This window comes from Sporofaciens sp. JLR.KK001, from assembly GCF_036941055.1.
Lineage (GTDB): Bacteria > Bacillota > Clostridia > Lachnospirales > Lachnospiraceae > Sporofaciens.
This window is the reverse complement of record NZ_JAYMNO010000001.1, coordinates 3,129,713-3,153,507: the sequence shown is the minus strand read 5'-3', so window position 1 is coordinate 3,153,507 and position 23,795 is coordinate 3,129,713. Positions and strand designations below refer to the sequence as shown.

Genomic DNA, 23,795 nt, shown 5'->3' with positions numbered 1-23,795 from the left:
GAGGAGAATAATATGACAGCAGAACATGAATTTTATCTATATTTATTGGAATGTTATGCCGCGTATAAAAATAAACCGACAGGTGAGGTACTTGAAGAGTGGGATTTACTGAATATATCGGATTTTATTTTTAATAAAAGAGGGGGTTAATTCCCCGCAGCTTGCTGCGTAACAAACTTTTTCAAAATGTAGATGAAGTGATATACTAGAGGAAAAAGGAAAGGAGAAGTTGTGCGATGAGTGAAACTATACGCAAGTCACACAATGTATCGGTACCCATGTATCATTTCGTATGTCCTGCAAAATATAGAAGAGTAGTAATAGATGAAGATGTAGATAGGGTAATCAAAGAAACATGTGAAGGAATTCAGGAAAGATATGAAATTAGATTTTTGGAAGTAGGTACGGACAAAGACCATGTACACTTTCTTATACAGTCAGTGCCAACATATAGTCCAAAGAAAATCATACAAATAGTGAAGAGTATCATAGCACGAGAGGTGTTTGCGAAATGTCCACAAGTGAAGAAAAAATTGTGGGGAGGGGAATTTTGGATAGATGGGTATTATGTAGCAACAGTAAGTGAACATGGGAACGAGCAAATCATAAGCAAGTATGTGAAAGAACAGGGGCAGGAGAAAAATTATAAAACAATCTATAAAAATGTAGAGGAAACAAAGCAGTATAGCATATGGGATTATATGTAGAGGCTGCGACCTTAGATACCCCGCAGCTTGCTGCGGGGTAGTTCATTTAGTTTGGGTTATACTAGCCTTGTGCCGTTCATCAAACAGATTCCGCAGGATCAGGATATGTGCTGGGAAATAGCAGGAGGAAAGATGAAAAAATAGATTTATCTAGCAGTATTGCGTTACATTTGAATTGGATGTTACGCATTTTCTGGAGGTGATCAGAAAAAAGGGACTGTTTGACAGAATAAACACAGCGTTTACCTATCTTAATAAAGATACGGAATTATTCAAGGTCGTGAATGTAGAAATGACGGATACATTAGAAGAATATGTAACTCTTGCAGTCAGGAAGAAGCAGGATCAATTTGCAGGACTATCTGGATTTTCTTTAAGAGTTACTGCTTTGATCGGCAGTTCTATGTTATAATTGGTAACAGTATAAGTCTGGCAGAGCCAGCGGAAATTGCGGAGGTTAGAGATGAGAAAACGAATTAATCACTCGGTGCAGTTGTAAAACTGGCAGCAGATTGTATCGAGGTTAATCAAAAAGCAAAGGCTTATGTTGTCAGGAAACTGCACCGATCAACTGGCTAAGCGGGAGTGCCTGCGGGTATATTGCCGCGGGACGTTAACTACAACAGATATTGAAAGGAAGCAGTTTGAATGAATAAAGCAGAATTAAGATCGATTTGGGAAAAGGAAGAGAAGGCGGCACATATAATAGGCTGGGATTTTTCGCATATCCATGGGAGATATGAGGAAGAGGATGATCTGCCGTGGGACTATGAAAAGACGGTGAGAAAGTATTTGAACAGGGATTTTGATATGTTAGACTATGATACCGGCGGCGGTGAATTTTTATTGTCTCTTGACCATCCATTTGACAAGACAGCGGCAACGGAAGGATTCAAGCCTAATGTACGATTGTGTGAGGAAAAATTGTTGCCTCTGGGAATTAACTTTAAAGAGTGCGGCACACCTTCCGTGATTCCTTTTGATAATGAAGCTTTTGATGTGATCATTAACCGGCATGGCAGTTTTGATGCCGGGGAATTATACCGTCTGTTAAAAAAGAACGGAATCTTTATTACGGAGCAGGTAGGAAGCGATAATGACAGAGATTTGGTTGAGATGGTTCTTCCCGGAACGGATAAACCTTTCCCGCATTTGAATCTCAAAGAGCAGAGGAGAGTGTTCGAGAATGCCGGATTTCATATTATCAAGGCGAAGGAAGCGTATCGTCCGATCAGATTTTATGATGTTGGCGCATTTGTCTGGTTCGCATGTATTATTGAATGGGAGTTTCCAGGGTTTTCCGTTGAGAGATGCTTTGATAAGCTATTGAAAATGCAGAAGGTCATTGAAGAAAAAGGGGAAATAAAAGGAACGGTTCATCGATATTTGATTGCGGCAAGGAAAGTGTAAGCCGAACAGACAGGTTCGGAATGGTCAATAAGGGCACAAGTTTGGCATAAACCGAATATCCTGATAAAAAAGGATTTTTTCGATGAATAAAGTAAAACAGCAGATCCACTATTGTTGTGACGACACCATGAAGGGAAATGTCAGGGGGCAGAATGTAACGGTGGCGGTTCTAGATACAGGGATGGCGGCGCATCCAGATCTTAAGGGAAGGATTCTGGCGTTTTATGACTGTGTCAGTCATCGTCATGGATTATACGATGACAGCGGGCACGGAACGCATGTGGGAGGTATCATTGCCGGCAGCGGTGCGCTGTCTCAGGGAAGGCTCGCCGGAATTGCGCCGGAAGCGAATCTGGCAGCGGTGAAGGTCCTGGATGCCAGGGGTGAAGGAGATGTGATGCAGATCATGGAGGGAATCCGGTGGATCAGGAAGAACTGTAGCCGATACGGTATTCAAGTGGCCAATATATCGGTTGGTGCGAAGCTTGGACTGGATGAAGAGAAGGAGCGGTGTCTGATACAGGCAGTAGAGATGCTGTGGGACGACGGGATCACGGTTATTGTGTCGGCAGGGAATTACGGGCCAAAGGAAGGAAGCGTGACAGTTCCGGGGAACAGCCGTAAGGTGATTACTGTGGGGGCATTGGAGGAACCTGGGATGAAGAATATCTGTTCCGGCGCAGGGCCTACCAACCGGTGTATTGTGAAGCCGGAAGTTGTGGCGCCGGGGTATCAGGTTTTCTCCTGCAGCAGCCTGTATCGCAAGAACAGGATCCCTTATGTCAGAAAGAGCGGAACATCTATGGCAACGCCTGTGGTATCGGGTGCGGCGGCATTATTTCTGTCGAAATATCCGGGCGCGGCTAATGTGGAGATTAAACTTAAGCTCCGGGAGACCTGTGAGCGGCAGCAAAACGGTAAGAATCAGGGGTGGGGGATACTCAGAGTAGACAGAATGCTGATGTAATTGTAAATGGAATAAGAATACTTCTGTACAGTACGATTTTGTCGGTTACTTTAAATCAATAATATAATGAAACAGGAGAAAAAATATGGAAAACATATTAAATATTGTATATCGGGAACCGGAACTTGAGGATGCGGAGAAAATCGTAGACTTCTATAATTATGTGGGTGGGGAAACGACTTTCTTGAAAAAAATATCAGGCAAAAGGAATCGGAACCGAGATGATCCGCCGGTTGATTGATTTCTGTAAGGGGAATGGGATTACTGCCAGAATACAGTTAGATACGCGATGTGATAACGAAGTAGCTGTGAAGCTATATGAAAGATTTGGTTTTGAAATCGAAGGACGGTTAAAGAACACGACGCTGATTAATGGAGAGTATTTTGAGCTGTATGTAATGGGATTGATGCTGCAGTAATATGCATGAATGGCAGAACATTTGGCTCGCAGCGGGGGCTTTGACTTACCAAACGGGGCTCTTGGATTATAAATGGGATTTTCGGTTTGCTATTTACCGTATAAGACGGAAAAACACGAATGTTAGTTCGTATAGAATTCGATTTTGTTTCCGCAACATTTGGAGAAGCTAAGCTAGTACAGCATTGCTTAAATATCAGTGATTAAATTGCTAATGGTATCCCAGCATATGTCCACTTAAATGGGTGTGCTGTAAGATTGTACTGTTCAATAAAGCGCAAGATGCTTGCTTCCAGTTCTTCTATTGACAGATAGCTTTTCCGCTTCAGCAGCTTTCGGTTAATGATGCCAAACCATATCTCAATCTGGTTCATCCAGGAACTGTGTTTCGGAGTATACACAAAGCGGATCCGGTGGGAAGGGTCATGCAGGAAATCTGCCCGGCTTTTCATACTTTTGAGGATCCCTGTCTTTCCTTTTTTGCCCAGTTCCACACCAGGGACACAGGCCTCTGCCACAAAGCGGACAAGGGCTTCCGACTTATGGGTGTTCAGGCCATCACATATAAATGTCCATGGAGCCTGCGGGTCTGTTTCTGTCAATGCTTTTACAGCTTCCACAAAATCCTCTTCTGTGCGTGTGGAGTTTAGATATGGCATTTCCATACGGCCCGTTGCAACATCAAAGAACCCGATGAGACTGGTCGTGCCATGGCGGATATACTCAAACTCCATTTTGGCGCACTGGCCGGGTAATGGGAGCTTATTAGGATATTTATGTTCCAACGCCTGTACCCCCGTCATTTCATCCGTGGAAACAACGTGTGCACCTTCCCGGTTTTGTTCCGGGGCGCTCTGGTACAGGCCGCAGATTTCGTTTACTTTACACGCAAAAGATTCCGGGGATTCCGTCTTTTCAGAAGAATGGAGCCAATAACGGATTTTGTGGGGATGTAAATCTACCTCATTTTTAAAAAACGGCTGACAGATTTCTCAGAAATCTGTTCAGCTGTTGGACGGCGAATTGAGGGAGACATAAACGGCAAATTATTTTTCCAACCTTTTTCGCATTGACTGCGCAGTGCTGTCTACAAATGCATAATACCGCCGAAAATGCAGCACGCTGTTGGTATAGCTTTTCTTTCGAAATCGAAAGGCCATGAATCCCATTATGAGATCCATAGCCACATGATGTATTTGGATTTTTTATTGTTTGTCAGCCAGAGTCGGCAGATAAGCCAAACCGGCAGCAACAGTTACGGCATCTACCTTCCGCATTAGATTGCTGATCCGCCCCTCATTCCAGAAAATATCAGAAAAATCGGATAGTTCACATCCCACATCATGGTTCGGGATGCACAGGTAGTTTCCGTATTTATGCACTCCGGCCAGGATGTGGAAGTATGTCCCCCGTCCATTCATCTCAGCTTCATACCATCCAGGCCGCCATCGCAGCAGGATAATCTCCCCTGTCCAGGTTTCTATGCGGGAACCATCCCTGAAAAAACATCTGTATTCCAAAAACAACACCCCCTATCCAAGATTCTGGCTGCTGACGGAGGCAAGTATGACTTCCGTGTCAATTGCTTTCTTCTCCATCTGTGCGCCAAGGGTAAGGGCATTTGTCATCAGGTTATCCACCAGACGCGGATTCCCCTGGGAATGGCTGTGGACAGCGGAAAGGGCGGCCTGCTCTATGATGGAGGCAGAGCCTCCCGCACAGGAGATCTTGTGGAGTACATACTGCGCCACTTCTGAATCTGTGAGCCCGGTAAAGTTGTAATGCACGGTGATCCTCTGGCGCAGGGCTTCGTGGACAGGCTTGCGCAGGGTATTGTTCAGGTGCGGTTCCCCGCACAGGATGAGCGTAAAGCAGTTCAGGGAGTCATAGCCGTAGTTCATGAGCATCTTAATGTCCTCCAGGATGCCTGTGGAGAGGTACTGGGCCTCGTCAACGGCCAGAAGAAGGGGCTGCTTCTTTTCCCGGTAAAGGTAGAGGATCTGCTCCTGTATGGCCCGGAACATCCCGGGTTTGCCGCCTCTAGGCTCTACTCCCAGTACAGAGCAGAGCTGGCGGTAGAACTCCATGACGCTTACGGTGGAAAGACAGATGTACTCCATATGGTAAAGGTTCGGGTTGAGCCCCTTTGCAAAACAGCGGAGTCCAAAAGACTTCCCCATGCCCGGGCGTGCCGTGAACAGACCAATGCCCCTGGTATCCTTGAGGTAATCCAGCCGGGAGAGCATCTCAGAGATGTCCCTGGAAAGGAAACGGTCTTTTTCCCGGGCCATCTGTTTGTCAAAAGGATTGAAAGACAATCCATAGTAAGAACGGAACATCAACAGCCACCCCCTAACTTTGAGTAGTCGATGCCAGGTGTATTGTTGCGCTTCGTCCTGCAGTTCTCATTCTTATCCGTAGGGCGGATGGGATAATGCACCCCTTCGTAAAGGATGAAGGCGGAGGACATGTCATCCGGGAGGAAGCGGATCTCCACTTTTGATGAGATAAACTGCATAGGGACGTCATAGGATACCTTGTCGATGGAGACGGTAGAATCCTTATTCACTTTCCTTGTAATGCGGTTCAGGAAACATTCCTCCAGCCATTCCCTGGACGCAGGTGTCCGTATGGAAGCGCGGGTCTGCTGGTAACGGGAAAGGGGTGTAGTGCCGATGCCGGAATGGAGGGAAGTATTATAGGAGCGCATGTAATCCTTAAGGAGTCCATTGAACTGTGCCAGGGAGCTTAAGGAATCCAGATCCAGGGTATAGAGCCAGGTTTCCTTGAGTGTCCGGAACTGGCGTTCTATCTTAGCCTTGGATGCGCCATCCCGGATTTTTGTATGTAAAAGGACCGTTCCGATGGAGCCGCAGATGAGGGAAAGCTGCCCGTTCGAGTAGCTGGAACCGTTATCGACATAGAGCTTAGAAGGGATTCCATGTGCAGCCACAGCATCCTTAAGCACTTTCTGGAAGTTATAAGCTGAGTCGTTATAGAAGAGCCCGCCGCCCACCAGGAACCGGGAATGGTCATCGATGATCAGGATGCAGTAGACCCGCCTGCGCAGGCCGTCTTCTGTGATATATGGAAGGTAACAGGTATCAGCCTGCCACATTTTCCCAAAGGCGTCCTCTTCAAAAGCCTTCCTGTCCCGCATGTTCGGGTTACGTGCCGATTTCAGGTCATGTTTCTTTACAAAACGCTGGACAGCACACACGCTGACAGAGGCAGGGATGAACGCCTCTTCCACAAGGTGGCGGTGGATCTGCGTGGAGTTAAGCCTTGGGAAAGCTTCCTTAAGCCGGTAGATCTCCTCGATGGCTGTATCCGTCAGGACCCGTGTGCCGCCCTTGTCGGAGCGTTCCCGGGGCATAAGTGCATCGATGCCGCCGTTCTGGTAGAGAGACACCCACTTGCTGATAGTCTTGGGGCTGTAGCGGAAGGCGGAACCATCAGGCAGGGTGAGCGGGTTCTCGGTGATGCGTTGGTAATAGGCATTTCTGGACGCATCAGGATAAAGGCCATGGATGACCGGTGCGATGAGGGCAAGCCGGAACTGTGCCATGGCGGCAGCGTCCGAAAGGTTCTTTTGTTTGTTGTCCATAAAAATATCCTCCTTAAATGGTTTTCTGCCATTATAAAGGAGTTCCCTCAGGGAGACCATGCCTGGTCGTGTGGTCGTGGAAAAGCAGTTCAGGGACCGAACACTTGTTGGCAGTAAGACGCCGGATTTTTATGGGACTGGAGGAAGGATTTTGCAAAACGGCGGACAAAGGCGGAAGCAAAATCAGAATAGGAGGGCTGGGAGAACAGTGTCTTCAGGAAGGAGAGGGAAGAGACTTCCATAGAGGAAAGTGCCCCGAGCCATTCTTCCTTCTGCACCAGGAAGAGTTCCAGAAAACGGTGCAGTTGGGAAAGGGTGATGGAGAAACGCCTGCAGAGGCCCTCTATAGTAGAGAGGTGCAGGAAATACTCTGCCAGGACACGGAGGATGAAGAACAGGCCGTAGCCGGAATAGGGGATGATGAAATCCGGGAGGATGGCATGGGTATGGCCGCAGGTGCAGATGAGGCGAAGGATGCAGAGGCTGTGTCGGACAGGGGCGCCATCTATGAAATCCACCAGGGAACGGTCATAATAGGCATGGATCTTGCAGCTGCCTGCTGCCCCGCAGAAGGGACAGGTCTGCAGCTGGGGACGGAATCCAACCATGAAAGACTCAAATAGTGCTTTTGATGAAGTTTTTATACGGATCAGCTTGCAAAATAGGGAGTTTTCTCTTATCATAGTATATGTCGGTAGTGCCAAAGCCTCACGAGTGGGACATGATCCCGTATATGGCAGGCACGCTGGTGTGAGAGAAAGAACAAACTGTAGGAGGTTGGTGTTCTTTCTCTTTTTTTTGTTCCAAAAAAAACTATATCGGAACAGGCAGGAATGGTCAAGAGGAAAATGCGCCGTTTCCTACAGCGCGCTCTGATAGACAGTATTAAGAAGATGAGATTTTAATTCGATGTTTTTGTGTGGGAGATAGGAACTTTAGTTTGCTGGGCGACATTCAGCGATCCCCTGCTTTTTAATTTCTGCCACTAACAGCGGGAGGCTCCACTGGCTTACTTCGTACCCAAAATCATTTGGGTTACTGCATGCAAGGTCGATGATCCGCATAATCTGATCCGGCGTAAAAACAGACGGGGCACCGGGACGCTTTTTATCGGACAGGACTGCCCGTATCTCATCTTCGAGCTTTTCCGGATCGTCCATTTCAATCTTCCGCAAGGCGGGGAGCGCCGCGAGGAATCGGCTGCGCCAGGTGGCAACATTATTATAATGAAGTCCGACCTGTGATGCAATATTCTGGTTGAGTTCCCCCTGTGACGCAAGCAGGACAATGCCGGCTCTTTTGACCAGTCCAGACGGAAGGGAGCGGCTTTTTGAAAAAGCAGATAAGATGCTTTTCATGGCATCAGATAAAACTGGGATAGTATCAATTGTTTTCCTTCGCATAGTAATCCATCCATTCTTTAGTGATAGAATTATTATGCACCGACTACAATAAAAAAGCAATATTTATTCATTGTTATTTCAGCAATGCTGTACTAGTATAACCAAAACTAATTACCGATACGTTTCGCGAAGGATAAATTTTCAGCCTGCAAGGCGGAGGAAAAATCATTCTGCGTTATATGGCTAGTACATCGTTGCATTAATTCTTGATTAATAAGCACTTGCTATCCATGCCATCTGCACACCTACGAACCTAGATGTAGCCCGCTACACCGTCGGTTCGTAGACGCACAGCTGACACGAATATCAAGCACTATTACTTCAAGATTAATGCAATGATGTACTAGGAACTTATTTTTCGGTGTACTAGGATTCATAAATTACCTTACGACCAACGCCGAACAGCTTGGAACGGGTTTCGCTACTTGGGTAAATATATTATTTGATAAAGTTAAGTATTTCACCGATAATATCCGGCGGGACGATATAGCACAGGGACTTACTACCTGGCTGAATACGGCAATAGAGAATATCCAGTGGGAAGAAAACGGGCAGAAGCTAAATGAATTTGTGACAAAATTTCTTAGCGTATTCCATTATGTAGCTGAAAACATGAACTGGGAAGGTCTTGGTCGTGGAATTGGTGAATTTATCGGTTCTATTGATTGGGCTACACATTTAGGAACTGCATTCGATATCATTTGGGAAGTCTTAAGCGGGCTTATATCAGGATTATTTGATACAGACGCAGGGAAAATAGCTATTGCAATAGGCGGAGGTATCCTTGGAATAAAAGGGTTGTTCAATGTGGCGGATTTCGCACTGACCAAAGCGCAATGGGCGACCGGGGGAACGGATAAATTCACACTTCTGTCAGAAGGGGCGAAAATGCTATTTGGCAATCTTGGAAACACAACCGGATTAATCAGTGGTTTGTTCAGCCTGACAGGGTTAATGATCGGCGCGATTATTGCCGGAGCCGTTTGGGTAATCACTCATTGGGATGAAGTTAAAGGGACTTTCACATACTTGTGTCAAATACTTCAATGCAGGGCTTAAAATATCTTTCCATACTTTCGTAAATACTTTTGAGATAAACTCACCTAGCGGAACCAGCACATTTTCTGATTTATTGTCTGTATAATGGGGTTAAAACCCTCGCCTTAAGGTCTATGGAAATATCAAACATTGTGACAAGCTGGAAGAATAAATTAAAACTGGGGTGCTGCCCCTTATTTTCAATGCTCATAATCGTGCTATCAGTCTTTCCGACTAATTCCGCAAGGTAGGCCTGCGTCCAGCCCCGTTCCTCTCGGGTCTGCTTGATAGCCAGCCCTAAACCGTGAAAATTAAATCGTCTTTCATCTTGGTTCATTCTCATATCACCCTATATCATTGTACATTTCGGGTTGACTTATGAAAATGTAATGAAATTATAAGCCTTGCAATAGTAAAAATAAAATAGCTTTATGCCACATTGGGCATAGTAAAGCGTTCTCTCCACGGTGTGGTGAGATTGCCGATAAATGTACAGAGCAGTCCGTTGATCTGTTCATCCGAAGCTTTGAAATGCTGTTTCACACTCTGCAGCATGATGTCCAAAATGAGAATGATTGCACAGTCCATCATTTCATTTATGATATCCCGCTGTACCTCATAAAACAGTTCTTCCAGACTTCTGTTATCTGTATTTTGGAAACGCTCAATTGCCAGTATCATGTACCGTATTGCAACGATTACCATATGTGAAGTAATGGCATCATAGCTTGTACTGTGGCATTCCGTACGAAGTTTTAAATAGCTCTTTGACATTTTAAAATAGGTTTCAATTTTCCAGCGCATCGTGTACGCACGGAGGATTTTCTCTTCATCTAAGGTCATGTCAGTGCATACAAAGCATACCCAGTCCTTGCGGTTGCTGTGATTCCGTACGTAGACCAGTTTTGCCTTCATGGCATTCCCGGTACTGTCAGGAATGATAATATCTACAGACAGGAGGTATCTGGAACGCCCCCTGCGCTTTTTGTTCCTGCTGTAGATTTCTTTTACATTCAGTTTTTTCTCCTCGCCTGTTGCGGGATCTCTCCAGATATATTTCGTGCTGTTCTTTTTGATCATCGCTATGACATCTGTTCCTATCCCCTTGAGCGCAGCCAGCTGGGATGGACTGGAAAACCATGTGTCAAACAGGACATAATCGAATGGTATCCCTGCTTTGTGTGCCTGCTTTACCATATGTTGGACAACAAGGGTTCCCTTTGTTTTTGCCATTGCCCGGCGCTTTCCGCGTAGTGTACGGCAATCGATTCGGACATTGGGTCCAACCATTTGTTTCTCATCGCGCGTTGACAAAAGGGACTGTGCAAAAGGAATGAATGTCTCTCCATTTGTCCATCCACCAGTCATCATGCGGTATCCAAGACGGGTCTTATGATCATTATGGTCAAAAACCCTGGCACATAATTCGGTTCCCTTTCCGCCGGTCCGCGCATATAAAGAATCATCAAAAATCAGAGCATTGATATGTTTGTCTGTGGTCTGTGACTCTATATCTAAAATGACATTTTTTGCTGTTTCCAATTGCAGCCTTTCCCAGTTAGCTCCGGGAAGCTTATCAAAACGGTAAAATGTGTCTTGCTTATAATCCCGGAAGAATGTGTCCGTCTTAAACATCAGATACGCACTTGCAGGGGCAAAACACACGAGAAGTTTGTCGATAAGCAGATCCTTGGCACTCACAACTTTCTCAAGGACGGGTGATTGTTTCAGATCACCCAGCAGACGGGAAATCGGGTTATCAAAGTATGTCATCCCGCTGTTGACAAAAATGTCATCGACCATTTTTATGACACCACATTTCCTAAGAAGGGGACGACCAATGTACTTATCAAAAAAATTTTCAATACTATCTAAGAGTTGTTTGCTATTATCAAAGATTTCTGCTATGCTATTCATGGTATAAGCCTCCGTTTTTAAATGGTTTTCGGCTAATTCCATTATAACAAAAACAGAGTGCTTATACCTTTTTATTTTTGATTTTCTCTGTATTTTCAACTAACACAGCACAAATTCAGGTTGCGAAGTATGAGAATATTGATTTCATAGGAAGATAAAACAAGACGAGCAAATACGAACGTTTGTTTGTAAAGAAAAAATACTTGACACCTTTCCCTTTTTGTTGTATGATAGCGAAGGTGATTGAAGTGGATAAGATTCTGGAGCAGACATTGCTGTTTGATTTTTATGGTGAATTACTTACGAAGCATCAGAAGGAGATCTATGAGCGGTTCGTGTCGGAGGATCTCTCCCTTGGGGAGATCGCGGAGGAGGCGGGTATCAGCCGTCAGGGAGTCCATGATCTGATCAGGCGCTGCAATCAGGCGCTTAGAGGATATGAGGAGAAGCTTCATCTGGTAGAGAAGTTCCTGGCAGTCCGGGAGAAGGTGGAGAGGATAGACGGGATTCTTAAGGAGTATCAGACAGAAGATTCGGACGAATGGATACAGAGTATCCGCAGGATTGCCGGTGAGATTATAGAAGAGCTGTAACAGAGGAGTTTTTGTATGGCATTTGACAGTTTGACAGAGAAACTTCAAAATATATTCAAGAATCTGCGAAGCAAGGGACGCCTTACCGAGGAGGATGTCAAGGAAGCCCTCAAGGAGATCAAGCGGGCGCTTCTTGCGGCGGATGTTAATTTCAAGGTTGTCAAGGATTTTATCAAGAGCGTTCAGGAACGCGCCGTCGGGCAGGATGTCATGAACGGGTTGAATCCGGGGCAGATGGTCATCAAGATTGTGAATGAAGAACTGGTGAAGCTGATGGGCTCCGAGACGACGGAGATCAAGCTGCAGCCGGGAAGCGCGGTCACGGTGATCATGATGGCAGGTCTTCAAGGAGCCGGTAAGACGACCACCACCGCGAAGCTTGCGGGCAAGTACAAGCTTAAGGGTAAGAAACCGCTGCTTGTGGCCTGTGACATATATAGGCCGGCGGCTATTAAGCAGCTACAGGTGAATGGTGAGAAGCAGGGCGTAGAAGTATTCGCCATGGGAGAGAATCACAAGCCTGCCAATATCGCAAAAGCTGCTCTTGAGCATGCCCAGAAGAATGGGAATAATATTGTGATCCTGGATACGGCCGGGCGTCTTCATATTGATGAGGATATGATGACAGAGCTTCAGGAGATCAAGGAGACGGTAACCGTACATCAGACTATTCTGGTCATTGACGCCATGACTGGTCAGGATGCGGTGAACGTTGCGAAGGAATTTAACGAGAAGGCGGGGATAGACGGTGTGATCGTCACGAAGCTTGATGGTGATACCCGAGGCGGTGCGGCACTTTCTGTTAAGGCCGTTACCGGCAAGCCGATTTTATATGTAGGTATGGGGGAGAAGTTATCTGATCTGGAGCAGTTCTATCCGGACAGAATGGCGTCCCGTATCCTTGGGATGGGTGATGTGCTGACTCTGATCGAGAAGGCGGAGGCTGAGATCGACGAAGAGAAAGCAAGGCAGATGACCCAGAAGCTTAAGAAGAATCAGTTTGATTTCGAGGATTTCTTAGAGAGTATCAGCCAGATGAAGAACATGGGCGGTCTTGGCAGTATCATGAACATGCTTCCTGGTCTTGGCGGCATGGGCGGTATGGGTAAGATGAAGGGGCTTGACGATGAGCAGACTTCCCAGGCGGAGAAGGGCATGGCGCGGATGGAGGCTATGATCTACTCCATGACTCCGGAGGAGAGAAGGAATCCAGATATATTGAACCCGTCAAGGAAGCATCGGATCGCGAAGGGCGCCGGTGTGGATATCAGCGAGGTCAACCGGATGGTGAAGCAGTTCGGCGAGATGAAGAAGATGATGAAGATGATGGGCAAAGGCGGCAGGAAAGGAAAGTTCCGTTTGCCGTTCTGATAATGGTATACCGCGTCTTCGGCGCGTTATATAGATGTAATTTATAGAAGAATATTTTATGGAGGTGAAATACAATGGCAGTAAAGATCAGATTAAGAAGGATGGGACAGAAAAAGGCTCCTTTCTATAGAATTATCGTAGCTGATTCAAGATCCCCAAGAGATGGTAAATTTATCGACGAGATCGGGACCTATGATCCGAACTGTGATCCAAGCGCGATCAAGGTTGATGAAGAGGCGGCTAAGAAGTGGCTGAATAATGGTGCGCAGCCGACAGAGGTTGTAAGCAAGATCTTTAAGATAGCAGGCATTGAGAAATAGATTCTGAATGTAAATCTTATTTTAGAGGTACGCGATTATGAAAGAACTGGTGGAAGTTATTACGAAGGCCCTGGTGGACGATCCTGACAGCGTTGTTGTGACTGAGAGAGAGGAGAAGAAGACGATGGTCCTGGAAGTTCATGTTGCCGATTCTGATATGGGAAAGGTAATTGGGAAGCAGGGACGCATCGCCAAAGCGATTCGTTCGGTTGTGAAGGCGGCGGCTGCCAAAGAAGATAAGAAGGTTATCGTTGATATCATGGATTAGCAAGAAGAGGGATTTTCCTCTTGGACGAAGGACAGACGTATAAGATGAACGCCTGTCCTTGTTTTCATAATAGGAGAAGAAGGATGGATGATTTATTACAGGTCGGGGTGATCACCCAGACCCACGGGATCAGAGGAGAGGTAAAGGTATTCCCTACGACGGATGATCCTGGAAGATTCGTGGAATTGAAGCATGTGATGCTTGATACAGGGAGAGAGACACTGCCTTTGGAGATTGAGAATGTCAAGTTTTTCAAACAGTTTGTGATCTTAAAATTCAAGGGCTATGATAATATAAATGATATTGAGAGATACAAGAGATGTCCGCTTCTGGTCGAACGTGAAGACGCGGTTCCTCTTGAGGAGGATGAATATTTTATCGCAGATATGATCGGGATGAAGGTTGTGACAGATCAGGGCGAGGAATTCGGTACTCTTAAGGATGTGATGGAGACAGGTGCGAATGATGTATATGTGATCGACCATCCGGTGAAGGGAGAAGTGCTGATCCCGGCGATCAGGGAGTGTATTCTGGATGTGGATATTGAGGGCGGACAGATGAGGATCCATGTGATGGATGGACTGATCTGAGAAATGTGGCGGTACGCGATAAAGGAGCTTGAGTTATGCATTTTTATATTATGACATTGTTTCCGGAGATGGTGATGCAGGGACTTTGTACCAGCATTATCGGAAGGGCTGTGGAGAAGGGAATCTTATCTATTGACGCTGTCAATATCAGGGACTATGCTTTTAACAAGCATAACAGTGTGGATGATTATCCTTACGGTGGCGGCGCCGGGATGCTGATGCAGGCGGAGCCTGTGTATCAGGCGTATCAGGCGGTGAAGGAGAAGATATCGGCGGCAGGTCCTAAGCCGTCTTCAGGCGGTGAAGAGACGGCGGATGTTCGAGGAAGAGCAGAGGAAGGGAAGACGCCCCGTGTTGTCTGCTTGTCTCCGCAGGGGAAGACATTCAACCAGAAGATGGCGGAAGAATTCGCCGCCGAAGAAGAATTGGTGTTCTTATGCGGGCATTACGAGGGAATTGACGAGCGTGTGCTCGAGGAGATCGTGACGGATTATGTGTCGATCGGGGACTATATCCTGACGGGCGGGGAGCTTCCGGCTATGATCATGGTGGATGCAATCTCGCGTCTGGTGCCTGGGGTCCTTCACAACGATGTATCGGCAGAGTTCGAGAGCTTCCAGGATAATCTGCTTGAGTATCCCCAGTATTCCAGGCCGGAGGTCTGGCATGGGAAGCGTGTGCCGGAAGTTTTGTTATCCGGGCATCATGCGAATATTGAGAAATGGCGGCGAGAACAGTCTGTGTTAAGGACGGCACGGCTGCGTCCGGATCTGCTTGAAGAAGCAGAGCTTACCTGGGCAGAGAAGGAAATGGTGATAAAATTTCAGGAGTAATTATTTGGGGAAATCCCTTGTCAAGCGCTGTCAAATATGATAGAATATAACACGTTGTGAAGAAAAGAGATGGTCCTCTGGTACAAGGTATTAAGAACATCCGAATAATAAGGAGGTCACACGATGAACGATATTATCAAGAAGATTGAAGCAGAACAGTTGAAAGAGACTGTACCGGAATTTCATGTTGGAGATACCGTGAAGGTATACGGTAAGATCAAGGAAGGAAACCGCGAGAGAATCCAGGTATTCGAAGGAACTGTACTTAAGAGACAGGGAGGCGGCTCCAGAGAGACATTTACCGTAAGAAAGAATTCTAACGGAATCGGTGTTGAGAAGACATGGCCGTTACATTCCCCGAACGTTGAGAAGGTGGAAGTGGTAAGAAGAGGTAAGGTAAGGAGAGCGAAGTTGTTCTACTTAAGAGACCGGGTTGGTAAGAAAGCAAAGGTAAAAGAGTTAGTAAAATAAGAAACAGGATGAAGAGGACAAGTACATATTGTATATTGTCCTTCTTTATTTTATAGCGGATAGATCAAGAGGAATCATGGGACGCAGACGGAAGAGACGGATATTTAAAAAGAATAAGAAGAAAAAGTTTGAATTTCATATAGATCTGGGTTTCCTTGCGGGGATTGCCATATGGATCTTCAAGATAGGCGTGGTCTGCCTGCTGGCGTTTGTGTGGGTGTGGTATTTCGGACAGCAGGTCAGTACAGTGGGGGATTCCATGAAGCCGGTTCTAAGCAACGGTGACGTCGTTCTGGTGAACAGGATCGTATATAATGCCATGGCACCGAAGCGGGGAGATATCATTATATTTAAGCCCAAGGGCAATGAGAACATACATTATTATACGAAGCGGATCATTGGACTGCCTGGGGAGAGTGTGGAGATCATTGAGAACAGGATCTATATAGACGGCGAGAAGTTGGAAGAAGAATATGAGACGACGGACATCACTGAGGTGGGGATCGCGAATGAGAAGATAGAGCTTGCGGAGGATGAGTATTTTGTGCTGGGGGATAATCGTGCAAGCAGCGAGGACAGCCGCAATGCGGATGTAGGCAATGTAAAGCGGGAATATATCTATGGGAAGGCATGGTTTGTCATTTCCCCAAGGAAAGATTTTGGATGGGTAAAATAAACGAGATGCGGCAACGCAGCGTGAGATAAGGAGTAAAAAGTATGCATTTTCAATGGTATCCGGGACATATGACGAAGGCAAAGCGTATGATGCAGGAGAATATGAAGCTGATCGATCTGGTGATCGAGCTTGTGGACGCAAGGATTCCCTTAAGCAGCCGGAATCCGGACATCGACGAGCTGGGACGGAATAAGGCCAGATTGATCCTGCTGAACAAGGCAGATCTTGCCGAGGAGAAATGGAACGATGCCTGGGCAGAGTATTTTAAGAGTAAGGGCTTTCTTGTGATGAAGGTAGATTCCAGGAAGAATAACGGCATGAAGCCGATTCATGGCATCATTAAGGAGGCGTGTAAGGAGAAGATAGAAAGAGACAGGAAGAGAGGAATCTTAAACCGTCCGGTCCGTGCGATGGTGGTGGGAATCCCCAATGTGGGCAAGTCTACATTCATCAATTCTCTGGCGGGCAAGGCATGCGCCAAGACAGGCAATAAGCCCGGGGTTACCAAGGGGAAGCAGTGGATCCGGCTGAATAAGCAGGTGGAGCTTCTGGATACGCCGGGAATCCTGTGGCCCAAATTCGAGGATCAGAAGGTAGGGCTTATGATGGCGTTTATCGGTTCCATGAAAGATGAGATCCTGAATACAGAGGAGCTGGCAGCGGAGCTGATCGGGCTGATCGGGCAGCATTATCCGGGGGTGCTTGAGGAGAAGTATCATCTGGAGACGGACCCGGACGCTTATGTGATGCTTGGGAGGATCGCTGAGAGCAGGCATTGCAGGCTTCGGGGAAATGAACTCGACACGGAGAAGGCGGCTGTCTTGCTGCTGGATGATTTCCGCAATGGAAGACTGGGAAGACTGACACTGGAATATCCGCAGGAAGTGTGATAGAATTGGGAAGGAAAAGGAGACAGTAGCGATGACGGAGACAGACAGCAGAAACGAAGAAGAGAAGAGTATATTTGGCATTTTGGGCGGATGGATCATGTATATCGTTGTCATTATCGGACTGACTTATCTGATCATCACATTTGTGGGACAGAGAACCAGGGTCAGCGGTTCTTCTATGGAGACGACGTTGAGTGACGGGGATAATCTTATTGTAGATAAGCTGACTTATCATTTTGCGGAGCCGAAGCGGTTTGATATCATTGTATTTCCCTATCAGTATGAAGAGAATACATATTATATCAAGCGGATCATAGGCATGCCGGGAGAGACGGTCCAGGTGATAGACGGGTATACGTATATCAATCATGAACTGCTTGAGAGCGATATCTACGGTGCGGCGGTGATGGAGTCGCCGGGAATCGCGGCGGAGCCGATCGTGCTTGGTGAGGATGAGTATTTCGTACTTGGAGACAACCGCAACCACAGCTCGGACAGCCGGGATCCGAATGTAGGGGTCCTGAAGAGAGAAGATCTGATCGGGAGAGCATGGGTCCGTATCTTCCCGTTTGACAGGCTGGGAGTCATAAGGCATGAATAAGAGAGAAGAAGAGAGGCTTCGGAAGCAGCAGGAGAAGCTTGCGAAGGAACGGGCAAGGCTTGAGGCAATGCGTACTTATGAGAAGGAGTACGGTATGTGCCGGTATATCTGCGGGATTGATGAGGTGGGCAGGGGGCCGCTTGCGGGGCCGGTTGTGGCCGGAGCGGTGATATTGCCTGCCGACTGTGAGATCCTGTATCTGAATGATTCGAAGAAATTGTCCGGGAAGAAACGGGAAGTCCTGTATGACGAGATCATGGAGAAGGCTCTCGCTGTGGGAATCGGTATGGTAAGCCCGCAGAGGATCGATGAGATCAATATCCTTCAGGCGACGTATGAGGCGATGCGCATAGCGGTCGGCAAGCTTTCGATCCGTCCGGATGTGCTGCTCAACGACGCGGTTACGATACCTGAGATCACGATCCCCCAGGTGCCGATCATCAAGGGAGATGAAAAAAGCGTCTCCATTGCGGCCGCCAGTATCGTTGCCAAGGTCACAAGGGACCGGCTGATGGTGGAATATGATGAGGTGATCCCGGGCTATGATTTCGCGAGCAATAAGGGGTATGGAACGAAGGCGCATATTGCGGGCTTGAAGGAGTTGGGGGCATCCCCGATCCACAGGAGGACGTTTATTACAAAATTTTGTCAACCGGATGAGGAAGTGATGCATCGGGGAGGAAAGGCGGGCGTATGAAACGGGGCAAAGCTGGATGCACCAATCATAAGACGGGCGCGGAATATGAGCAGAAGGCAGGAGCGTACCTGGAAGAGCAGGGGTATGAGATCTTGGAGTATAATTTCCGATGCAGGGCGGGAGAGATCGATATCGTTGCGAGAGACGGAGAGTATCTGGTCTTCTGTGAGGTGAAGTACCGTACAGACGCAAGTACCGGGCATCCGGCGGAGGCGGTTGATGCGCGGAAACAGCGGCGTATTTCGAGATGCGCGCTGTATTATCTTATGCGCCATGGGCTTGCGGATCAGGCGTGCCGTTTTGACGTGGTAAGCTTTGAAGGGGAGACGGTAACGCTGTATCCGAATGCGTTTGACTACTTAGGAGGATAAATCAATGGCACTTGGGTTAAAATATAAGAATCAGGAACATATATTTGAAGAGAAGACCGTGGACGGTGTGCCTTATCTTGCTTATCCGCTGCTTGAGAAGACAGGGGTGGTCAGGCATGGATTCTCTACCAGGCTTGGAGGGGTCAGTACGGGGCACTGTGCGACGATGAATATCAGTACCACGAGAGGGGACGATCCGGCGGCGGTGGAGGAGAATCGGCGCCGGATCGCGAAGGCGATCGGAGTCAGGGCAGAGAATATGACCTATACGAACCAGACCCATACCACGAATGTGGCGGTGGTGGAGGCAAAAGACAGAGGAAAGCGGTTCATGGAGACAGACGGGATGGTGACCAATGTGCCAGAGATCTGTCTGGTGACCTTCTACGCGGACTGTGTTCCGTTATTCTTCGTGGATCCGGTACACCGGGCGATCGGGCTGTCCCATTCGGGATGGCGCGGTACAGTCGGTAAGATGGGTAAGGTTACCGTAGAACGGATGCGCGAGGAGTACGGGACAGATCCGGCACAGGTGGTTGCCGCCATCGGACCGTCAATCTGTCAGGATTGCTATGAGGTAAGCGAAGATGTGATCGAGAAGTTCAGGGAGAATTTTGACAAGGCTCTGTGGCCGGAATTATTCTATGAGAAAGCAGATGGGAAATATCAACTGAACCTCTGGAGAGCCAATCAGGCGGTGCTTGCGGAGGCAGGGGTGCCAAGAGAGAACATAGCAGTGACGAATCTCTGTACGCATTGTAACCCGGATATCCTGTTTTCTCACAGGAGTACCGGAACGGCGAGGGGGAATCTCAGTGCATTTCTGGCATTGATTCCTTAACGGAGGAAGGCGATGTGAGGCTTATGTAAGTAAGGAGGAGATTGTATGGTAATACCGATGCCTTCTGAAGCAGGAGGAGGAATCACTACAGCCGGTGATGTGGCGGTGACTGCAGCCGTAGAGGTCAAAGAGGTGACACAGGATACGGTGGAGGAAGTAGGGCGCCTTGCACAGTTTATACAGGACAGTATTCCTAAGCTTGCGGGGTTTGGCGTGCGGATCCTGATCGCGCTGGCGGTATTCTTCGTCGGAAGGATTGTTATCAGATGGATCCAGAAGTTGGTGCGGCGTTCGCTTGAGCGTTCCAGTGCGGATAAGGGAGTGGAACAGTTCGTAGATTCATTTCTGAAGGTGGGACTGTATTCGCTGCTGATCTTCAGCATAGCGGCGAAATTCGGCGTGGATACGGCTTCGGTAGCGGCGTTGGTCGCGTCCGGAGGTGTAGCGATCGGTCTGGCGCTGCAGGGGAGTTTGTCGAACTTCGCAGGTGGTGTCCTGATCTTGCTGCTTAAGCCTTTCGAGGTGGGGGATTATATCTCTGAAGATACGAACAAGAACGAGGGAACGGTGAAGGAGATACAGATCTTCTACACGAAGCTTAGTACCATTGACAATAAGACCATCGTGATTCCTAACGGTATGCTGACCAACAGTAGCCTCACGAATGCGACGGCGAAGGATGAGAGACGGCTTGATCTTAAGGTGTCCATCTCTTATCAGGCGGACCTTAGGAAGGCGAAGGCGTTGATCGAGGAGATCCTGAGATCAGATGAATGTGTGATGAAGGATGAGGAGATCAATGTGTTTGTGGATGAACTGGCGGAGAGTGCGGTTATCCTTGGTGCAAGGGCATGGGTGAAGAATGAGGAGTTCTGGCCGACGAGATGGAGGATGCTTGAGACGATTAAGCTGACGCTGGATGAGCATGGAATAGAGATTCCGTATCCGCAGTTGACGGTGCATATGCATGAATGACAGGCATCACTTTGCTGTAAGCAGGGAAAGGTCAGGTTCGGCATCGGCTTAACATTCACACGGGCAGGAATCCGGCCTCTTGCCGTAAGGCAACTTGAAACAGGCCGGATTCGTTGCTGTGAGCACTGTAGGTGTGAACCGTAATCTTTGCACCTTTTGAGAGATAACTTATTTTGCTGCTATTCTATCAAGCTCTGTAATATTAACGCTTAAAGATGACAATGTAACTTTCAATTCAACATAACGTTTGTGTATTTGTTCGTATGTTTCAAGATCGTCATTCTTTTTTGCTAATATCATCCAGTCTTGAATCCTGGAAAATTCGTTAATTGAATCTCTGACAATATCTGCTTGACTTGGCATATCCTCACCACCTTTTATTCGTGCCGTTTGCTTTGGTATATTCATTATATCAATCGGTGATTATAGTGTAAAGTCTTTAGAGATAATAAAAAAGCCATAATCCTCCGCATCTAAAGGATTATGACCTCTCTCATTGAAAGCTGGAAATCGGACTTGAACCGACGACCCCTTCATTACGAGTGAAGTGCTCTACCGACTGAGCTATTCCAGCATATGGCATATTACTCACAGCCACAAGTAATATTATAACAAATTTCCGGATATTTGCAAGAACTTTTTTGGGTAAATGCTATTTTGGGCATTTTTAACAATTTTTTTATCAGTATACATTTGAAATTCGACAGCCAGGAGGTGAGGTTCATGCAGTCCATCAGAGTCCGGACAGATCAGAATCATCGGGAATTGTCCGAGCACGGGACGATGCAGTTCCCGTTAGAGATCAATCATGATCATCTGAATGATTATTTTAATCGGTATGTGGGTTGCCATTGGCATGAGGAATTTGAGATACCGGTTATTATCCAGGGGAAGATCCGTTATCAGGTACGGGATCACGCGTTTGACTTGAATCCGGGAGACGGAATACTGATCAATTCACGTGTACCGCACACGATCATGGCGCTTGGGGATGAAGAACCGGTTGCATTGACCACTATATTTTCTCCGGCGTTGCTGTATGGAACGCCGGCCAGTGCGATCTATCAGAATTTCCTGAATCCATACATGAATACGCCGGAGCTTGCGGGGATACTGCTTCCGGAGGAAGCTGTAGAGGTGATGCGCCGGATCGACGCGCTGCATGAGGAAGCGTCTCCGGGCGTGGAGCTTAAGATCAAGGGGATGTTGTGTAATCTGTTCTATGAGCTGCTTGTGCATCGCAGGCATCTGTTCTCTTCGGTGAAATCTTCGAACGAAGAGGCCTTGCTGCGGCTTAAGATACTCCTTGATGCGATCCATGAAAATTACGCCAAGCCGCTTCCGCTTACGGAATTGGCTTCTAAGATATCTGTCTCGAAGGAAGGGTGCTGCCGCTTCTTCAAGAGTATGACGGGACAGACCATTTCCCAATATCTGGAGGACTACCGGGTAACGCAAGGCCTTCTGCTCCTTCAGGAGGATGGGTATTCTATCATGCAGATCTCGTATCTGGTGGGATTCGGGAATCCCGGCCGATTCTCCGCTGCATTTGCCAGGCGTATGAACTGCACGCCCGGCCAGTACAGGAAGAAGATTCTCTCTTAGTAAGCGCTTTGGTGTCTGCGGATCGCAGGAAGGCGCAGGGATTCTCCGTTCAAAAATGGCTGCGATACCGTATGGTTGAAGAATTCGATCAGAGATCCCATGAAGAGCGCTGTGATGATCGTTCCAAGTCCGGCGATTGCCGTGAGGCCGTTCATGGTTCCGCCGGAAATCAGATAGAGTGTGCATCCGAAAGTCACACAGATCAAATCGGTGCAGATACGGATATATCTGAATGGTCCGGCGTGCCATTTATTTGCAAGGATCAGCGCGACTGCATCGTAGGGAGATACGCCCATATCTGCGGTAAAGTAGAAGGATGAGCTGATACATATGATGCCGATCCCGATGAGGAAGGCAGTTATGCGTACTCCCATGGAAGGAGCCGGGAACAATTCCTGCAAGAAGCCGGTAGAGAAATCAATGATATAGCCCAGCAGGAAAAGGTTGAAAATGGTTCCAAATCCGATGTAGTGGCGGTCAAAGGCCAACATGAACAGCAGCAGGCAGATGCTTACGGATATATGAAGCGTTCCGAAGGGAACCGGGATCAATGCGTTTAAGCCTGCCATGAATGACTGGAACGGGTCTACGCCGAATGCGGCAAGCTTCAAGAAGCCTACGCTTACACCGCATAATACTAACCCGACGATCGTCATACCGATTCTTTTATATAAATGATTTTTATTTTCCATTGTGATACCTCCTGGTTGATGTATTGCCCCTGTGCTTTGATTCAGCGGCGTTCCGTGTATGACATCAGTATAGAGAATCTGCCGGGGGAATGAAAGCCAGATTTTGCGAAGTTATATACAGATATTGACGGGATGGGTATTCCATCTGAAGAATAGGAGGTGTAGAGTATGACGGACAGAGAAGCGGTTCTGAGATATTGTCTGTCGCTGCCGGACACGTATCAGGATGCGCCGTTCCATGATGAGAACTGGCAGCTTGTCCGGTACAGGAAGAATAAGAAGGCATTTGCCTGGACATATAAGTGGAAGGACGGAATGGTCCGGGTGAATGTCAAAGTGGATCCGCAGTGGCGCGACTTCTGGCGGCAAGCCTATGAGTCAGTGATACCGGGATATCATCAGAATAAAGAGCATTGGAATACAGTCATTCTGGACGGAAGTATTCCGGATAGAGATGTGAAGCGTATGCTTGCGGAAAGTTATGATCTCATAGTCGGGAAGAAATCATAAAATAGTCTTAATATTAAGACAGTA

The 23,795-nt window shown here is 47.3% G+C and carries 33 protein-coding genes, 1 tRNA gene and 1 pseudogene; 24 read left to right on the top strand and 11 right to left on the bottom strand.

Going from position 1 to position 23,795, the window contains the following annotated elements:
* Positions 1-12: 12 nt before the first annotated feature.
* From VSQ62_RS16250 to VSQ62_RS16220, 7 genes are all read left to right on the top strand, one after another.
* Positions 13-150, top strand: coding sequence for a hypothetical protein (locus VSQ62_RS16250; RefSeq protein ID WP_334635848.1), 138 nt, complete (start codon positions 13-15; stop codon positions 148-150).
* Between the two features lie 86 nt (positions 151-236).
* Positions 237-707: an IS200/IS605 family transposase gene (tnpA, locus tag VSQ62_RS16245; protein ID WP_334635847.1), complete on the top strand. Its 471-nt coding sequence runs from the start codon at positions 237-239 to the stop codon at positions 705-707.
* A gap of 199 nt (positions 708-906) precedes the next feature.
* Complete coding sequence (locus tag VSQ62_RS16240) at positions 907-1,119, top strand: hypothetical protein (protein ID WP_334635846.1); 213 nt, start codon at positions 907-909, stop codon at positions 1,117-1,119.
* 236 nt (positions 1,120-1,355) lie between these two features.
* Positions 1,356-2,117: an SAM-dependent methyltransferase gene (locus VSQ62_RS16235; RefSeq protein WP_334635845.1), complete on the top strand. Its 762-nt coding sequence runs from the start codon at positions 1,356-1,358 to the stop codon at positions 2,115-2,117.
* An 82-nt stretch (positions 2,118-2,199) separates the two neighbouring features.
* Positions 2,200-3,084 (top strand): S8 family peptidase, encoded by an 885-nt coding sequence (locus VSQ62_RS16230; RefSeq protein WP_334635844.1) that lies wholly within the window; start codon positions 2,200-2,202, stop codon positions 3,082-3,084.
* 85 nt (positions 3,085-3,169) lie between these two features.
* Positions 3,170-3,325 carry a hypothetical protein gene (locus VSQ62_RS16225; RefSeq protein ID WP_334635843.1) on the top strand — a complete coding sequence of 52 codons (156 nt, stop codon included), beginning with the start codon at positions 3,170-3,172 and terminating at the stop codon, positions 3,323-3,325.
* Positions 3,306-3,503: a GNAT family N-acetyltransferase gene (locus VSQ62_RS16220; protein WP_334635842.1), complete on the top strand. Its 198-nt coding sequence runs from the start codon at positions 3,306-3,308 to the stop codon at positions 3,501-3,503. Before VSQ62_RS16225 ends, VSQ62_RS16220 begins: the two co-directional genes overlap by 20 nt.
* A gap of 202 nt (positions 3,504-3,705) precedes the next feature.
* On the opposite strand, the gene VSQ62_RS16215 is transcribed toward VSQ62_RS16220, so the two are convergent.
* The 6 genes from VSQ62_RS16215 to VSQ62_RS16190 all read right to left on the bottom strand — a co-directional run bounded on the left by VSQ62_RS16215 (position 3,706) and on the right by VSQ62_RS16190 (position 8,512).
* Positions 3,706-4,365: a transposase gene (locus VSQ62_RS16215; RefSeq protein ID WP_286164879.1), complete on the bottom strand. Its 660-nt coding sequence runs from the start codon at positions 4,363-4,365 to the stop codon at positions 3,706-3,708.
* 342 nt (positions 4,366-4,707) lie between these two features.
* Entirely contained in the window at positions 4,708-5,022 is a 315-nt protein-coding gene (locus tag VSQ62_RS16210) for a DUF6618 family protein (RefSeq protein WP_016217795.1), read from the bottom strand.
* Positions 5,023-5,034: 12 nt separating this feature from the next.
* Complete coding sequence (locus VSQ62_RS16205; RefSeq protein ID WP_120397164.1) at positions 5,035-5,841, bottom strand: ExeA family protein; 807 nt, start codon at positions 5,839-5,841, stop codon at positions 5,035-5,037.
* The gene (locus VSQ62_RS16200; RefSeq protein WP_300870027.1) at positions 5,841-7,109 is read right to left on the bottom strand and encodes a DDE-type integrase/transposase/recombinase; all 1,269 of its coding nucleotides are present in this window, start codon (positions 7,107-7,109) and stop codon (positions 5,841-5,843) included. Before VSQ62_RS16200 ends, VSQ62_RS16205 begins: the two co-directional genes overlap by 1 nt.
* 89 nt (positions 7,110-7,198) lie before the next feature.
* Positions 7,199-7,717: a DUF6431 domain-containing protein gene (locus VSQ62_RS32465; RefSeq protein WP_350339905.1), complete on the bottom strand. Its 519-nt coding sequence runs from the start codon at positions 7,715-7,717 to the stop codon at positions 7,199-7,201.
* A gap of 327 nt (positions 7,718-8,044) precedes the next feature.
* On the bottom strand, positions 8,045-8,512 hold the full coding sequence (locus tag VSQ62_RS16190) for a helix-turn-helix domain-containing protein (protein ID WP_334635841.1): 468 nt from the start codon (positions 8,510-8,512) through the stop codon (positions 8,045-8,047).
* 570 nt (positions 8,513-9,082) lie between these two features.
* On the opposite strand from VSQ62_RS16190, the gene VSQ62_RS16185 reads away from it, so the two are divergent.
* Positions 9,083-9,571, top strand: coding sequence for a hypothetical protein (locus tag VSQ62_RS16185; protein ID WP_334635840.1), 489 nt, complete (start codon positions 9,083-9,085; stop codon positions 9,569-9,571).
* Between the two features lie 109 nt (positions 9,572-9,680).
* Here VSQ62_RS16185 and VSQ62_RS16180 read toward each other — a convergent pair.
* Positions 9,681-9,887: pseudogene (locus tag VSQ62_RS16180) on the bottom strand (helix-turn-helix transcriptional regulator); the annotation flags it as partial.
* 92 nt (positions 9,888-9,979) lie between these two features.
* Positions 9,980-11,467 carry an IS4 family transposase gene (locus VSQ62_RS16175; RefSeq protein WP_334635839.1) on the bottom strand — a complete coding sequence of 496 codons (1,488 nt, stop codon included), beginning with the start codon at positions 11,465-11,467 and terminating at the stop codon, positions 9,980-9,982.
* A 248-nt stretch (positions 11,468-11,715) separates the two neighbouring features.
* Between VSQ62_RS16175 and ylxM the strand changes: the two genes are divergently transcribed.
* The 14 genes from ylxM (at position 11,716) to VSQ62_RS16105 (ending at position 20,964) form a co-directional block, all read left to right on the top strand.
* Positions 11,716-12,060, top strand: a complete 345-nt coding sequence (gene ylxM, locus VSQ62_RS16170; RefSeq protein WP_334635838.1) for a YlxM family DNA-binding protein — start codon at positions 11,716-11,718, stop codon at positions 12,058-12,060.
* 15 nt (positions 12,061-12,075) lie between these two features.
* The gene (gene ffh / locus VSQ62_RS16165) at positions 12,076-13,431 is read left to right on the top strand and encodes a signal recognition particle protein (protein ID WP_334635837.1); all 1,356 of its coding nucleotides are present in this window, start codon (positions 12,076-12,078) and stop codon (positions 13,429-13,431) included.
* A 74-nt stretch (positions 13,432-13,505) separates the two neighbouring features.
* The gene (gene rpsP / locus VSQ62_RS16160; RefSeq protein ID WP_172489021.1) at positions 13,506-13,751 is read left to right on the top strand and encodes a 30S ribosomal protein S16; all 246 of its coding nucleotides are present in this window, start codon (positions 13,506-13,508) and stop codon (positions 13,749-13,751) included.
* A gap of 37 nt (positions 13,752-13,788) precedes the next feature.
* A complete protein-coding gene (locus VSQ62_RS16155; protein WP_016217220.1) occupies positions 13,789-14,019 on the top strand; it encodes a KH domain-containing protein in 231 nt (76 codons plus the stop codon).
* Positions 14,020-14,102: 83 nt separating this feature from the next.
* A complete protein-coding gene (rimM, locus tag VSQ62_RS16150; protein WP_334635836.1) occupies positions 14,103-14,609 on the top strand; it encodes a ribosome maturation factor RimM in 507 nt (168 codons plus the stop codon).
* A gap of 35 nt (positions 14,610-14,644) precedes the next feature.
* On the top strand, positions 14,645-15,442 hold the full coding sequence (trmD, locus tag VSQ62_RS16145) for a tRNA (guanosine(37)-N1)-methyltransferase TrmD (RefSeq protein ID WP_334635835.1): 798 nt from the start codon (positions 14,645-14,647) through the stop codon (positions 15,440-15,442).
* A 123-nt stretch (positions 15,443-15,565) separates the two neighbouring features.
* A complete protein-coding gene (rplS, locus tag VSQ62_RS16140; RefSeq protein WP_334635834.1) occupies positions 15,566-15,913 on the top strand; it encodes a 50S ribosomal protein L19 in 348 nt (115 codons plus the stop codon).
* A gap of 76 nt (positions 15,914-15,989) precedes the next feature.
* Entirely contained in the window at positions 15,990-16,589 is a 600-nt protein-coding gene (lepB, locus tag VSQ62_RS16135) for a signal peptidase I (protein WP_334635833.1), read from the top strand.
* A gap of 41 nt (positions 16,590-16,630) precedes the next feature.
* Positions 16,631-17,479, top strand: coding sequence for a ribosome biogenesis GTPase YlqF (gene ylqF / locus VSQ62_RS16130; RefSeq protein WP_334635832.1), 849 nt, complete (start codon positions 16,631-16,633; stop codon positions 17,477-17,479).
* A 31-nt stretch (positions 17,480-17,510) separates the two neighbouring features.
* Positions 17,511-18,080: a signal peptidase I gene (lepB, locus tag VSQ62_RS16125; protein ID WP_334635831.1), complete on the top strand. Its 570-nt coding sequence runs from the start codon at positions 17,511-17,513 to the stop codon at positions 18,078-18,080.
* The gene (gene rnhB / locus VSQ62_RS16120; RefSeq protein ID WP_334635830.1) at positions 18,073-18,777 is read left to right on the top strand and encodes a ribonuclease HII; all 705 of its coding nucleotides are present in this window, start codon (positions 18,073-18,075) and stop codon (positions 18,775-18,777) included. Before lepB (VSQ62_RS16125) ends, rnhB begins: the two co-directional genes overlap by 8 nt.
* The gene (locus tag VSQ62_RS16115; protein ID WP_334635829.1) at positions 18,774-19,148 is read left to right on the top strand and encodes a YraN family protein; all 375 of its coding nucleotides are present in this window, start codon (positions 18,774-18,776) and stop codon (positions 19,146-19,148) included. The genes rnhB and VSQ62_RS16115 overlap by 4 nt, the downstream gene beginning before the upstream one ends.
* Positions 19,149-19,152: 4 nt before the next feature.
* The gene (gene pgeF / locus VSQ62_RS16110) at positions 19,153-19,989 is read left to right on the top strand and encodes a peptidoglycan editing factor PgeF (RefSeq protein WP_334635828.1); all 837 of its coding nucleotides are present in this window, start codon (positions 19,153-19,155) and stop codon (positions 19,987-19,989) included.
* Between the two features lie 45 nt (positions 19,990-20,034).
* Positions 20,035-20,964 carry a mechanosensitive ion channel family protein gene (locus VSQ62_RS16105; RefSeq protein WP_334635827.1) on the top strand — a complete coding sequence of 310 codons (930 nt, stop codon included), beginning with the start codon at positions 20,035-20,037 and terminating at the stop codon, positions 20,962-20,964.
* A gap of 168 nt (positions 20,965-21,132) precedes the next feature.
* Here the strand turns inward: VSQ62_RS16105 and VSQ62_RS16100 are convergent, their stop codons facing one another.
* Together VSQ62_RS16100 and VSQ62_RS16095 are read right to left on the bottom strand one after the other, a co-directional pair.
* On the bottom strand, positions 21,133-21,327 hold the full coding sequence (locus VSQ62_RS16100) for a hypothetical protein (RefSeq protein WP_334635826.1): 195 nt from the start codon (positions 21,325-21,327) through the stop codon (positions 21,133-21,135).
* Positions 21,328-21,465: 138 nt separating this feature from the next.
* Positions 21,466-21,538: transfer RNA gene (locus tag VSQ62_RS16095), tRNA-Thr, on the bottom strand.
* Between the two features lie 149 nt (positions 21,539-21,687).
* On the opposite strand from VSQ62_RS16095, the gene VSQ62_RS16090 reads away from it, so the two are divergent.
* On the top strand, positions 21,688-22,569 hold the full coding sequence (locus VSQ62_RS16090; protein WP_334635825.1) for an AraC family transcriptional regulator: 882 nt from the start codon (positions 21,688-21,690) through the stop codon (positions 22,567-22,569).
* Here the strand turns inward: VSQ62_RS16090 and VSQ62_RS16085 are convergent.
* Positions 22,566-23,261, bottom strand: a complete 696-nt coding sequence (locus VSQ62_RS16085; RefSeq protein WP_334635824.1) for a YczE/YyaS/YitT family protein — start codon at positions 23,259-23,261, stop codon at positions 22,566-22,568. The two genes, VSQ62_RS16090 and VSQ62_RS16085, sit on opposite strands and share 4 nt — an antisense overlap.
* A 168-nt stretch (positions 23,262-23,429) precedes the next feature.
* Between VSQ62_RS16085 and VSQ62_RS16080 the strand changes: the two genes are divergently transcribed.
* Positions 23,430-23,771 carry an MmcQ/YjbR family DNA-binding protein gene (locus tag VSQ62_RS16080; protein WP_334635823.1) on the top strand — a complete coding sequence of 114 codons (342 nt, stop codon included), beginning with the start codon at positions 23,430-23,432 and terminating at the stop codon, positions 23,769-23,771.
* Positions 23,772-23,795: the final 24 nt, after the last annotated feature.